We start from the raw sequence: 14,843 nt of genomic DNA, 5'->3' as shown, positions 1-14,843 counted from the left end.
CTCCCGGCAGCTCAAAGAACTGCCGCTCCACGCATCAAACGGCCCAGCGGCGGCGCCTTCTCCAGCCCAGAGCAAGCAGGCTCAGGACCAGCAGCAGCAGACGTCCCGGTTCTGGCACGGCCACAATGATGGTGCCGGCACTGTAGAGCTGGCTGATGTCCCACATGAGGCCGCCGGTAAGAGCAGGCAGATCGGTGAAATCGGTGGTGTAGTTGCCAGTGACGTTGGTGAAGGTGAAGGTTCCGGTAGGTGTGATGCCCGCCCAGTCGATCAACTTCCAGGTGTCTCCCACTGCAAAGCTGGAAGCAGGAAGGCTGTTGACGTTGTTCACGATGAGCTTGGCGCCCGTGCCGATGGTGATGGTGGGGGTGCCCGTCTTGGTAAACACCAGACGATCGGATTCAGCGAGGGTGGTGCCAGCCTGATTGGAGAAGAGGTCCAGAGTGAGGGTGCTGACACGGCTGGAGACCGTGTTCGCCAGTGTGAACGCACTGCCCGTCTGCAGGTTGATGGTGAACTGGCTGCCTGAGGTGTCGGTAGGCACCCCAACGCTCAGGATGCCGCCGGCAGAAATGGTGACGTTCTTGCCTGCGGCAGGCCCAATGCTGCCCGTGCCGGCCAGCGTGGCGGTATTGTCGACAAGAACGGCTCCCGTGCCCGTGCCTGAACCGCCAGGGGCATTGTTCACGAACAAGGTGCCATGAACGATCTCTGTGGTGCCCTTGTAAGTGTTCTGATTGGTAAAGGTGACGTTGCCTGCGGTGGCGGCCGAAGGAATGAAATTAATCTGAACGCCAAGCACGTCGTCAGTAGCGGTGCTGCCAGATGCCGCCTCGCTGATGACACCTGAGATGACCACACCAGTGCCAGTTTTGGCCAGTGTCTCGATGTTGAGTGTCTGACTTTCCTTCACGCCAGCCTTGAGATCCTGCAGGGTGATGTTGCCTGAGAAATTGACCGAGTTGGAAGTGTAAAGACCGGTGATCGCATTCAAGTTGGTGTTAACGTCGATATTCTGGGTGATCGATGTGACCGCGGGATTGTTGATCTCCAGGATGGCGACGTCGGTGTTGGTCGTGTTGGTGTCCTGCTGCCAGATGACGGGGTCCGTGCCGTTGGCATTGAGAGTGGTGACGCTCGGCGAGGCCATGAAGTAGATCTGGTTGATGCTGGTGCCGCCTGTCACCTGCACCTGCGTGCCGTAGAGCATGTTGGAGGAGCTGTTGAAGTCGCTCACACGGGTGATGTTCATCGTGCCATCCGCATTGAACTGGACAATCTGATAGATGCCATTGCGCTCTGGATTGCCGAGTTCGTCTTTCACCAAGATACGGAGGCCCACATTGGCATTCGTGAAGGTGCGGTTGTCGATAGTCGGGCTGATGTTGTAGAAGGCGCCGTTGCCAGTGGTGACGGCGTCGCCGTTGCCAGCTACGGTTCCGGTGCCATTGGTAACATAAGAGCCGCCGAGAGAACCGCGATTGTCAGCCGTGTATCCTACGGTATTGCGATCCACCCCGAGCACCGAAGCGCCATTGGTGGCGATCACCACGCTGGAGAGCCTGAAGGTGGCATCCCCAAGTTCAACCGTCGAGCCGCTCAGGGCGCCGTTGGCACCGACAGTGAGGGTGCCGTTACGAATGACGGTCGCACCATTGATGGCCGTGCCGGAAGTGCCCGAAAGAGAGCCGTAGTTGTTGGAGCTGTTGGTCAGGATGACGGTTCCGGAACCCGTGAGGGTGAAGCCGCCAGCTCCAGTGAGCGCTCCAGACATGGTCACGCCACCCGTGCTGCCGATAGTGCTCGGATCTGCGGCGTTGCTGGTGGTGATCAGCAGATTGCTGCCTGCCGGACGGTCAATTGCAACGTTGCCGGAGATGGTGGACACCAGGTTGCCCAGCTTGAGGACGCTGACACCTTCGTAGTTGGCGGAGCCGTAGGTGATGTTGTTGGACACCGTGGCGGTGGAGGTCGGCTGGAAGGAAAGCACCAGGGTTTCGTCCGGTGTCAGGGTATCGCTGGTGGTGCCCACAAAGATGCCGCCGGTGCCGAACGCCGCGCTGCTGGCGCTGATCAGAGTGCCCTCAGCCAGATAGGTGCCGCCAGAGTAAGTGCTGCCGGTGTTGGTCAGTTCAAGGGAGCCGAGGCCGCCCTTGATCAGGCTGCCGCCGTCGCCTTGGATGAGACCGGTGATGCGGGCATCCGTGGTGGCGGCTGCGCCGCGTCCGGAAACCACCTGCACGAAGCGGGACTTGCGGCCCAGATCGATGCCGTTGGCAAACACCAGCGTGCTGTCCGCATCTTGTGCGCCGAGGATGAGGGAGTCATTGTCCGGAACGAAGCCACCGGCGCCCCAGACCAGCATGGCGCCAGCACCGCCGATGTTCACAGTGCGGTCCGTGGCGAAGGTGAGCGTGTTGCTGCCAGTCGCCGTGGCGTTGATGGAAATGGTGAAGTCCGTGCCATTGGCATTGATGGCGGTAATGGTCGTTCCGGGGGCGATGCCAACGCCGGAAACCAAGGTTCCCACCGTCAGGCCCGCAGTGGAGGCAACGGTCACGTTTTTCGTGGAAATGGTGGTCGAGGCGACTTGGGAGGTGGAGTAAGCGGCAAAGCCACCGCTGGTGATCCATGTCAGCTGCCCTGCACCGTAGCCGATGAAGCGGGTGAAGTCGCCGCCACCGTAGCCGAGGCCGAGGACGCCGCCTTCCAGATGGACGTTGGAGTTCGGTGACAGAGCCAGTGCGGAGTCGATACGCAGGGTGCCGCCCTGGATGTAAGTGACGCCCGAGTAGGTGTTTGCGCCTGTGAGCTCAGTGGTGCCATTGCCCGTCTGGATCAGGTTGACGATCCTGCCGCTGGAGGAGTTATTGGCGATGACCGAGCCGATGGTGAGCGAGCGCGAAGGATTCCAGTTGTGGATGATGAGATCCGCCGAAGTGCCGTCGGTGTTGTTCAGGGCGCTGGTCAGAGTGCCACCAGTGATGGAGTTCACATGGTTGCCGGCATGCGTGGTCTGCAGGATGGCTCCTGAGAGGATGGTCAGGGTGTCCGCAATGGTGACGGTGCTGAAGTTCGTGGCATCGACGTAGAGGCTGTCCGTGGACGAGGAGAGCTGGGCATTGGCGCTCAGGGTGATGCTGTTGTTCGCAGCGTTGATGGCAGTGATGGTGTAAGTGGTGCCGAAGGGCAAAATGCCCGGGATGCTGCGCACGACCTGACCCACCGCAAGACCCGTGGTGACAATATTGGTCACCTGATTGCTGCCGCTGGTGAAGGTGGCCTGACGTGCAATGCTGCTGTTGAAGAAGCGGATCGTGTTTACGGAGGCAGCCGAGGCGGTCGTGCCGCTGAAGGCGTCAAAGCTCAGGGCGCCGTCCATCACATTCTGGAAGGACTGCCAGTTGGCGGGGTTGCCAACAATGGTATGGGCCGTGGCACCACCGATGGCGATGTTGTCCGAAGCCACAACACTGTAACCGTTCGAATCCACAAAGGCGAAGTAGTTCACGCCAGGATTCCTGATGTCGATGTCAGTCTTGTAGGTGATGCGTGGCAGCACGACCTGGACGTCAATGCCGAACTGGCCGGCGAGAGTGATGTTGGCGTCTCCGGTACCATTGTGGTTCTCCACAAAGAGGGCGGAACTGCCGGCGCCAAAGCTCACCTTGGACGGGTTGGCGGAGTCCTGCAGGTTGAGCGTGGTGTCCACATTGGCTCCAGTCACATTGCCAACGGTGACCACGGAGGCGCCCTCAGTAAGGCTGAAGGTGCCGATGACGTTCTGGATCGTGCTGCGATCTGGAGCGCCAAGGAGCTCAAGAGCACCGCCACCCATGGTGATGGAACCAACGTCGTTGCGGATGAACTGGTCGTTGTAGGTGGCATTGAGGCGCAGCGTGCCGTCATTGACGAGAAGTGTGCTGATGCCGTAGCTGCCGGCATTGGGGGTAAGAGTGCCGCGCAGTTCCAGGAGGCCCGCTCCGAGCTTGATGATGCGGTAGTTTTCCTCGGCAGCCGGGGTCGTGATGTTGCCGGCCAGCACCAGGCGGGTGTTGGCATTGCCCACATCAAAGATGCCGTCGGCATTGATGGTGAATCCGCGGTCGGAGACAGCGCTCAGGCCATTGTACTGGAAGGTACCATTGTTGAGGATGAGGTTTGCAGCAGCATTGCTCGAGGCTCCCAGCGTGCTGGCAGGGCCCGCGAAGGCGAGCGTGTTGGCCGCAGAGGTGAACATGACCGGATTGGACAGGGTGATCTGCGTGCCGCTGATGATCGAGGCGATCGTGGTGCCCACAGGGATGCCAGGGCCGGTGACGACCTGACCGACTGTAAGTCCGGTCACGGAGGAGGCGAACGTGACCGTGGTGCTGCCGCTGGTGGTGGTGGCGGCCAAGGTCGCGCCCAGGACGGTCGGAGCGCTGAAGGTCAGGTTGTTCGTGCCGGTGCTGGTGACAGGAACACTGATGTCAACATTGTGAGAGTCCAGGATGCGGATGATGACTGCGCCGGCAGGAATGCCGGTGCCGCTGACGGTCTGGCCCAGGGTGAGACCGACGGTGCTTGGCAGCACAAGGCGGGCGGAGCTGGTGGTGATGGAGGCCAGGGAAACACCGCTCTGCAGCGTCGGTGCCGCATAGGTCAGGGCATTGGTGCCAGACCCGGTGGCCGTGAGAGACATGGTGAAACGAGTACCGTCGATGATGGTGGCGATCACCGCACCCACCGGAATGTTCGTGCCCGAGATCGCCTGACCTGGTGTGAGTCCCGCCGTGCTGGCCACGGTGACGGTGGCGCTGTTGTTTGTGGTGGTGGAATTGACGGCCCCGCTCTGTCCCGTGATCGTGCCATAGGCCAGGTTTTGGGTGGCCGAGATGGTCGCACCATTGGAGAGGGTGATCTGAGTGTCACTGTTGATGGCGGTGATGGTGGCGCCGCCGTAGTTGATGGAAGCCCCCGATGCCGTCGCCGTGGCATTCACACTGATGGTCACGTTGTTGCCGGTGATGGCGGAAATGATGGCGCCGGCAGGGATGCCAGGTCCCACCACAGGCAAGCCGGTCGTCAGTCCTGTGGTGCTGGACACCACGACCACATTGGAACCGCTGGTCGTGTTGGTGCTGACGTTAAGCACAGCAGGCAAGCCGTTGCCCGTGACGGTCTGGCCAAAGGTAAGGCCGTTGGTGGTGGTGCCAGAGAGGGTGACCAGCCTGGTCGTGGTGGAGTTCACCGTGGAAAGCACGGCCCCGGTGGGGAAGCCTTCCACCGACATGCTGCGCAGGGTGAGCACGCCACCATTGAGCGAGTTGACGCCGGTGTAGGTGTTAAGGCCGGACAGGATGAGGCTTCCCTGACCGATCTTGTTCAGGCCATTGGCCACCGGAGTGAAGGACAGCGTGGGCGTGCCGCTCGCGGTGGTGTTGGCGCTCAGGGTGATCGTGCCGTTCACTGCATCGATGCTGCTGATGGTGGAACCAGCCGCAATGCCAGTGCCTGTGACAGCAAGGCCAGGAGCAAGGCCGGCCACATTGATGCCCGTAATCTGGTTGGAACCGGAATTCGCGGTGCCGGAGCGGCTGGACGGAGCCAGATTGGCGATCACGGCAGAGATTTCCAGCGGGGCCTGCGTGTTGTTCTGGTAGATGCGGAGATCGGTATTGACGCCCGCGCCCCCGGTGAGGGAGCCGGTGCCATTGATCACCACCACATCAGTACCCACGCCTGAGGTGACGAGGATGCCGCTGCCCTGCAGGGTGTTGGTGCCAGACAGGGTGACGGTCATGTTCGTGGCGCTGGCGTTTCCAGTGTTGAAGCGCAGGGTGTTCGGCGTGGTGTTCGTCTGCGTGCTGGGACCGACGATGTCCATGTTGGCACCAAAGTTGGCCGTCGTGGGCAGCACCCAGTCGTTGTTGGAGCTGCTGGAGAGGTAGTTGGTGTAGGCACGGATGAGAAGGTCAGCGCCTGTGGTGGAGCCGGTGTTCACCAGCGACTCATTGAAGCTGCTCTTCGTGGCCCAGTCGGATCCTCCCACCGTGGCCCAGCCGCCGAGGATGCCATTGATGTTGTTGGTGTCGGTGCTGGCAATGTCATTGGCACTCAGATTCAGCGTGCTGCCGGTCTGAACGCTCAGGCCGTTCAGGCGAAGGATGGAGCTGCCGCTCTGACGGCTGATGGAGTTGTTGCCAATGGCGATGGTGGTGCCGGACACGATTTCCGTGTGAGATCCACCCACGAGGATGACGGAACCGCCGAGACGACCACCACCCAGGGTGAGCGTGGCAGTGTCCGCCAGCTTCGAGGTGTTGTTGACAGTATAATCAAGCTTCAGCGTTCCAGCCTGAAGGGTGAAGCTGGGCACCACGGAGGTGCTTGCGGTGTTGCGCGTGATCGTTTCGGCCGTGCCGGACAGGACGAGAGTACCAGCGCCCAGCTGCGTGATGGCGCCCGCACCTGCGATGGAGCCGCTCAACGTCAGAGTCGCGCCCGCATTGACGAGGATGTTGGAGTTTGCCGAAACAGTGACCGTGCCAGCCCAGGAGCTGTTTCCGGTGGTGGTGGCCAGCGTGCCGCCAGAGAGGAACATCTGCTCGATGGTATTGTAGGTCACGTTGCGCAGATCCAAGGTGGCATTCTGGTTGCCCAGAACGGTGCTGCCATTGGTGCCACCGCCGATGACCACCCCTGCCCCGCCCTGCGCACCGAAGGCGCCATCGACAGTCGCGGCCAGGATGCCCGCCAGCACCACGGTTTCACCGCCGTAGCTGTTGCCCATCACGGACACGGAGATGTCTCCGCTTGCCGTGGCATTGGCGCTGATGGTGATTCTCTGGTTGGCATCAATGCTGACCACCTTGCTGCCGACCGGGATGCCAGTGCCGCTGACCTGCTGGCCTACGGCAATACGGGAGGTGTCGGTCATGGCGATCTGATTGCTGCCTGTGACCGTGATGCCCTCACGGGCGACGGTGGATTCGATAACCCAGGTGCCGTTGCCAATTTTGGTCAGCGAGGTGAGGCCGCCCGTGCCGTCTCCCAGGACGACATCAAAGACGTTGTCCCCGCGGTTCGAGCCGCCCAGGGTCAAGGTGCGATCCCCGGAACCGGTGAATGCCACCGCCGGCGAGAAGTCAATTCCCCAGTTCACCGTGGCGCTGAGACGGGTGCCGTCTGCAATGAGCGCACCGGCATTCACTCCAGTGCCAAGGGTGAAGGCACGGTCGGTGAAGGTGCTGAAGGCATTGAAGTAACGCAGGGCGCCGCCATCGAGCACCAGGTTGGCGGCGTCGCTGGAGGAGTTGCCGATGCCGCTGTTGAAGCCGCCGAAGCTGAGGTTGTCCACCGTGACGGTGCCGCCTTGGATGACCGTGGGGCCACTGTAGCCATTGGTGCCGCTCAGGCCAAACACTCCCGAACCCGACTTGACCACGGATACGCTGCCGGTTCCGGAGAAGCCATCACGAATGGTGCCCGCGAAGTTGAAGCTGGCGTCCGAATTGATGGTGATGACGGAAACGCCCGTGCCTTCATTGGTGACAGCACCAGTGCCAGTGAGGCTGGAGACAGTGGTGTCATAGCCATTGAGATCCATGACGCCACCGAGAACCTTGAGCGTGTAGCCGCCGCCGGTGGACGTCTGAAGCGCGGTGTCGCTGTTAAGGATCACCGTGCCGGAATTGAGTGTGAGGACTCCATTGAAGATGTTGGTGCCGCCGCCCTGATAGCCCAGTCTGAGGGTGCCGTTGTTCACCGAAATGTCGCTCTCAAGAGTGTTGTTGCCACGCAGTTCAATGGCGGATCCCAGCACGCGGATGAAGCCGATGTCATTGTCTCCGGTAAGGCGCATCACATTAAAGCCGCCGAAATTGACAGCAATGTTCGAACCGTCCGCAGTGACGGGTTGGGAGATGGTGATGGTGTCCGTGTTCTTGTCGATGGCGGTGATGACTGTGCCGGCGGGGATGCCATAGCTCGTCGTCGTGGTGCTGCCATCCGGAAGCGTGACCGTCTGGCCCGTCACCGTGGCGCCAATCTCAAGAGCATCCACCAGACCAGCGCCCACTTTGAGAGTGGTGCTGCCGTTCACGTAGCTGGTGGTAAGCGTGGTGGTTCCCGTCGTGGTGGAGCCGTTGGTTTCGAGGCCGCCGGTGAGGATGTTGTTGCCGGCGATCTGCAGCACCCCTTCGTGAGTGGAGTCCGTGACGAAGATGAGGCGGCCCAGCCTGCCGTCGATGGCATTGGTGGCGCCCATGGTCACCCTGCGGCTGTCGGAGACGGAGATGAGGCCGTCCGTGGCGCCAATGGTGATGCCACGATTGGTGTCGTCAAAGCTCATGGAGTCGTTCACCAGAAGACGGCCGCCGTTGAGGAAGAGCTGGTCGGCCACATACAGCTGCGGGTTGGCACCCAGATCCGATTCGCGGGTGATCTGGACGATGCCTTCGTTGATGATGGTTTTGCCGGTGTAGGTGTTCACCACGCCATAGGTCAGGTTGGCATTCGTGCCATTGGCGGTGGCCGCCGCGGAAAGGGTGACGACGTTGCCGTTGATGGCGTTGATGGTGGTGCCAGCCGGGATGCCCGTGCCAGTCACCGTGGCTCCCACGCGGAGATCCGTGGTGCCGCCTGCTGTGACGGTCACGGTGTTGCTTCCCACCACATAGGTGGAAGTTTTGGCCGTGATCGGCGTGAGCAGCAGGGTGCCCGCACCAGATTTTACCAGCGAAACCGGATTGACGCTGTAGTCAGCCACGACCGCATTGATGGTCAGCTGGTTCGGATTGTAGACGATGAGTTCCGAGGTGCCCGAACCCGCGCCGGCTCCGGCTGTGAGAATGCCAGGACCCGCGATGACGTGGCTGGCACGGGAGGAAAGGATGCCGCCGCTTTCGATCTTGAGGGTGCTGCCGCTGGCGATGGTAAGCGTCCGCCCGGCAGTGTCCTGAATATTCAGGGTGTTGATCGTGTAGTTGGTGTTGGTGGCGGAGGTCTGGTTGCCACCGCTCATCTTGATGTTAAGCGAGGCGTTCGTCCAGCCGCTGATGGCGGACGTGCTGTAGCCGGAGTAGGCCGAGACGGTGGAAGACGAGGAGGCAGCCCATTCATACAACTGGGTGTTGCTGACATTGGTGGAGACGACCGCCCAGCTGCCCACGATGCCGGTGGAAGTGTTGGTCAGGCCGGTGATCTTGATCGTACCCACGGGATTGCTGCCATTGAAGGTGTCAAACAAGGCGGTGGCTCCGATGGAACGTCCTGCAAAGCTCGAGAACGTGAGGGTGTTGCTGGTGGCATTGCTCATGAAGCTGCCGATGTAGTTGGAGCCTCCAAGGTACTTGAGAGCGCCGAGGGTTTCGGCGAAGACGGAGGAGGTGTTGGAACTGTCGCCCTGGCCGATGAGCAGCAGGCGTCCTGCATTCATGTTGATGGCGACATTGTTCGGCAGGCGGTCGGCCACGTTGGCGCTGCTATCGAGCACGCTGTTCACCACCGTGGCACGGTTGAGGATGTTCAGGCCAGGCAGGTTGTTGTTATTGGCCGAGTTGCCGCTGCCAGAGAGGTTGATGGCGGTCACGCCGGTGATCGCGCCATTGACGCCATTGATGCGGATATCTCCGCCGGCAAGGTCGATCACCCCGGAGACATTGCTGAAAGACTGCACGTTGAGCACTGCGCCGTTGATGGTGTTGTCTCCGGTGCCCTTGATGTGCAGACCGCCTGCCGTGACGTTCACTGGCTGCTGCCAGTTCACCGTGACAAGGCTTTCAAGGCCTTCAATCTTGAACCCTGCGCCACCAACGGTGAGGGGTGTGCTGATGGTGGTGACGCTGCTGGCATTGACAGTGCCATCATAGACGGAGAAGCCGCCGCCGAAGTTGACCATGCTGCCAAAGGAGAAGAACTGGCCGTTGTTGTTGGCAGTGGCAGCCGTGGAAATCGTGATCTGATTGCCGCTGATGCTGCGGATCACGCTGCCATTCGGAATGCCGGCGCCTGACACCGCCATCCCGACCGAAAGACCGGTGGTGTTGGCCAGAGTCACCGTGGTGCTGCCGAGAACCGTGGAGTTGGTGGTGGCGCCGCTCTTCAGCGCCGTGCCGGTGTAGTTAAGGTTGGTGAGCGTGGCGCCTGCGGTCGGAGCCACACTAAGCGTATACTGGCTGCCGTTGACGATGCTGGCGATGGTGGTGCCGGGCTGTATGCCAGTTCCGGAGACGCCCATTCCGACGCTGAGTCCCGTCGTGGAACCCACCGTCACCGTGGTGCTGCCACTGGTCCAGGTGGCCTGCTGGTTGGGTGCGGTGATGTTCACCGTGCCGCCGCCGCCGTCGCGGAAGGCAGTGCCGGCACCCACCACAATTTCAGCAAAGTTCCACGATGTGCCGGTGCTGCGGATGCCGAGGGTGCCGTTGTTGTTGAGAATGCTGTTGAAGTTGCTGGTGGTGTCCAGCACCAGGGTGGCTCCCGCATTGATGGTGGTGAAGCCGGTATAGTTGATGTTGCCCAGCCCGAGCACCTGCGTGCCGGTGCCGCCGACGATCAGGTTGAGGATGCCGGTGCCGTTGTTGTTGGCGCGGTTGCGCAGGAAGCCATTGAAGCTCTGTGTATCGGTGGTCATGAGCGCCAGCGTGCTGTCAAATGGGTTGGCCTCACCTTCGGTGTTTTCGATGACACCGCTGGCGGTATAGTCGGAGAGTCCTCTCACCGTCTCGTCATTGCCCATGAGCTTGAAGTAGGAGTTGTTGCCGCCGTTGCCCGTGGCTGCGGATCCGTTGCCAGAGTCAAAGCGAATGAGCGCGGTGTCGGCGATCTGCTCACGGCCAGCGAGCGCGACGACTGCGCTGCCCAGGCCGCCCAGGCTCATGTTGCCGATGATGAGATTGCCGGCGATGGCGCCATTGGTCACGTTCGTGCCAAAGACGGTGGTCACCGCCGTGCCGCTGGCAGATGCGGAAGTGGACATGACAAACTGCGTGGCATTGGTCACGGAGACGACGGTGGCTCCCGCTGGGATGTTAGGATTGCCGGTGATTGGCATGCCAGGGTAGAAGCCGGCGGTGGAGCCCACGGTCACCGTGGTGCTGCCGCTGGTGGTGGTGGCAAAGCTGCCATAGGTCGTGGCCACTCCCGTAGCGGTGGTGAGGGCGCCCACACCAGAGCCGGTGATGTTTGAGAACATGGTGACCGAGGTCGTGTTGGTGGCGGCATTGTAGCTGACCGCACCCACCAGAGCACCCGCGGGAAGGTTGGGGTTGCCACCCAACGGCATGCCGGTGACGAGGCGGTTGACGAAATTACCTGTGATCGTCAGCGTGCCGCTGCCGGCGGTGCTGTTGAACGCCAGAGATCCAAACGCTCCATAGGCAGCCGAGGTCGTGGCGGCTCCCGTGGCATTGGCTGAAAGGGTGATCTCCGTCCGATTCAGAGCGGAGTTGTACACCACATTGCTGACGACGGCCGAGGCCGGAATGGAGGAAACGCCAGAGATCGTCATGCCCGGATAGATCTGCGTGGTGATGTTGCCGGAGGTGGTGACCAGGTTGCTGCCGCTGGCGGTGGTGAAGGTGGCCGTGCCGCCGTTGGTGGACTGCGCCTTGCCCAGGACGAGCTGCGCATTGGTGGCATCGCCAAAGCCGCGGTTGAAGACGCGGGTGTCTCCCGTGTAGGTGTTTGCGGTGATGCCGCTGTAGGTCACACGACCGGCTCCCATGATGGTCACGCCCATCGCAGGTGTGAACTGCGAGATCGCACCACTGATGTCCAGACGGCCGGCAGCGCCGCCGGAGTTGACGTTGATGTTCAAGGAGGACTTCAGCTGCACCGGAGCAGCGACCACATCCACGCCCACCGTGCCGCTGTTGGTCAGCACTTTGCTCAGCAAGGCCCGGCCATAGGCGCCATTGTCAAAGACCAGGCTGCCGCCAGAGCCCTGTGCCAGGGTGAAGAAGTTGGTGTTGTTCTGGTCACCGATGATGACCTTGCCCACCGTCTTGGTGCCATCAAGGGTAACGATGGCGTTGGAGGAAATGTTGGAGGTGAACACCGCGATGTAGGCGCTGCCATCCGGCGCGGTGGCGGGCTTCCAGTTGGTGGCGAGATTCCACGATCCGTTGCCGGTCAGGTTGTAATAGCTCTGCTTGACCGGAATCACCGGAGGAGTGGTGATGATGACAATGATGCCGTCGGTGAGGAACTTGCTGATGTCATAGACCAGACCACCGTTGAGGGTCGGCAGGTTGAGGTTGCCCCCGCCGGTGCCGCCGCTGCGGTAGTTGGTGCCGGCATCGAAGGAGGAGGAACCGTCAACCGCGAGCCAGTTGCCCAGGTTGAGCACGTCTCCCAGCTTCGCATTCGCCACGAAGCCGTTGTCGATGACATTGAAGGTCGCCTGCCCGAGCAGGAGTGTGCCATTGAGGCTGATGAAGTCACTCTGGCCCGAGGTGGGCAGGTAGTTGTTCCAGAGAGTCAGCGTGCTGGCGCTGTCGCGGTAGCCACCCAGACTGTCGTAAGTGCCACCCAGGAGCTGGGCCAGGATGCTGCCATCGTTCCCTGTGGAGGAGGAGACCTGGAAGTTGGCGATGGAGCCGCTGGCGAGCTGCAGATTGCCGTTGATGGTCAGGGTGCCGTTGCTGGCGCCGCTCATGTCACCGGGAGCGATGGTGGCACCGCTGTTGATGATGTGGTTGGTGACGGAGGCCGTGCCATTAATGAGACCGGAGCCCGCCAGAGTCGCACCGGAATTAACGACCGTGGCTCCCGCGCCGGTCCGGCCGACGCCGCCCACGCCGACTTGCAGCAGGCCGCCATTGACGGTGGTGGTGCCGGTGTAGGTGTTCACGCCGCGGAGCACCCATGAACTTGTGTCAGCCGCCTTCACAAACGAAGTCGGATTGGCCGGGGCGTTGTCGCTGATGACACCATTGATGGTGTTTGGTGTGTCGGCATAAGTACCGCCCACGGTGAGCGTCTTGGCACCTGCTCCGGTGGAGGAGAAGGCTCCGTTGAAGGTCAGAGCGCCGCTGCCGTTGGACAGGATGGTGGCTCCGCCGGTGGTGCCCGCAAGATTGAAGACACGGTCGGTGGTCTCACCCGTGCCGGTATAGCTCAGGGTGGCGGAGTTTGCGTCACTGCCAATATTGACGGTGCCGTTGGCCACGGATTTCGGAGCGCCCATGCTGCTGCTGGCCGTGCCGCCGACGACGCTGTTGATGGAACTGACGGTCAGCGAACCGTTGAGAATGCTGAGGCTGCCGGAGAAGGTGTTTGCTCCGGAGAGAATCCAGCTGCCAGCACCGTCTTTGACCACCGAGGTGATGTTGAGGGCGCTGTTGTCCACAATGGCTCCCTGGAAGGCATTCGCACCCGTGTTGCTGCCGCTGAGGGTGAGCGTTTTGCTGCCTGCTCCGGAGGCGGTCAGATCGCTCTTGATGATCAACGCGCCGGAACCGGAGGCGAAAATGGTGCCGCCACCCGTGGTACCCGCCAGGTTAAACACACGGTCAGTCTGCTCTCCGACGCCCGTGTAGATCAGGCTGCCAGTGGTGCCGAGGCTGCCCAGGGCGATGGTGCCGCCCGCGACGGTGGTAGGTGCACCGAGGCTGCTGCTCGCCAGCGGCGGCGTGCCGCTGTTCACGCTGTTCAGGCTGCTGACAGTGAGCGAGCCATTCTGGATGCTGACAGCCCCTGTGAAGGTGTTGGCACCGCCGAGCACCCAGTTGCCAGCGCCGCTCTTGACGAGGCTGAGAGGGGCGCCTCCGTTTGAGTCGGAGAGCAGAATGTTGAACAGGTTGGCGTCTGGGTTGCTGCCCGTAAGGGTCAGTGTGCGGCTGACGCCCAGAGACAGCGATTCAGTGACCGTGGGAGGAACGCCGTCGTTGGGGTCTCCATTGTCATCATAATTGATGGGCAGGCTGATGGTGATGCTGTTGGCGCCTGAATTGATGGAGACGATCGTGGCTCCAGCGGGGATGCCTGGGCCTGCGAGGAACGCGCCCACGACGAGTCCCGCGGTATTCACATTGTTGATCGTGTAAGACGGGGTGGTGATGTTTCCTGAGGTGTCGATCGTCGAGTTCACCAGCGTGCCCTGGAAGGAACCCGTGTCCGTCTGCTCCATGCGGCCAAAGCTGCTAAGGGTCAGCGTGCCGGTGCCGGACGAGTCGATGGTGCCGCCCGCGGTCAGGAGGGTGAAGAGGCGGTCGGTGGAGGCAGCCGTGCTGCCCGTGTATTGCAAGGTGCCGCCCGAGAGCACGAGGTTGGAAGCGCTGGCGGAGGAGGCGCCAATGCTGCTGGCCAGTCCGCCATCGAGGAGGGTGCCCGCGTTCAGAATGCCGCCAGTGATGGTCGTAGCTCCCGTGTAAGTGTTGGCCGGGTTGGTCAGCGCCAGAGTTCCAACGTCAGCCTTGGTCAGGCCGAAGTTGTTGCCGTTGTCACTGATCACTCCGCTCGCGGTAAATGCGTTGGCGGCGCTGTTGCTGATGGTCCAGGTCTGGCTGGCACCCAGGATGACCGGTGCGCTGATGCTATGGGCCGCGGAACCGGCTGCAACGTTGAGCGAGCCATAAATGGTCAGATTGAAGGTGCCATCGATGGACACACTGCTGGAGGACGCCGTGCCCGAACCAAAATTGACCGTGCCGACAAAGATGTTCTGTCCCAGCGTGGTGGCCAGATTGGAGGCGCTGCTGGTTGTGAAGTTGATCGTGTCCACATTGTCAGGCACAGATCCCGCAGTCGAACCCGCGAGGTCGCCCTTCCAGTTGGCTGCGTTGTTCCAGAGATTGCTGGCGCCGCCTGCCCAGTAGAGAGTGTTCACCGTCTGGGTTGCGACGAGGAGGGATACC

Annotated in this window: 1 protein-coding gene (running past one end of the window); it reads right to left on the bottom strand. The window is 61.6% G+C overall.

Features of this window, described 5'->3' with window-relative positions:
• Positions 1-34: 34 nt before the first annotated feature.
• Positions 35-14,843 carry the 3' portion of an autotransporter-associated beta strand repeat-containing protein gene (locus ACILSR_RS21705; protein ID WP_395751894.1) on the bottom strand. The gene runs 21,224 nt beyond the window's last position, so the window shows 14,809 of its 36,033 coding nt (coding positions 21,225-36,033); the start codon falls outside the window, past its right edge; the stop codon is at positions 35-37.

The sequence above is a fragment of the Prosthecobacter sp. genome (genome assembly GCF_044222565.1).
Taxonomy (GTDB): Bacteria; Verrucomicrobiota; Verrucomicrobiia; order Verrucomicrobiales; family Verrucomicrobiaceae; genus Prosthecobacter.
This window is presented reverse-complemented; position numbering and strand designations above follow the sequence as displayed.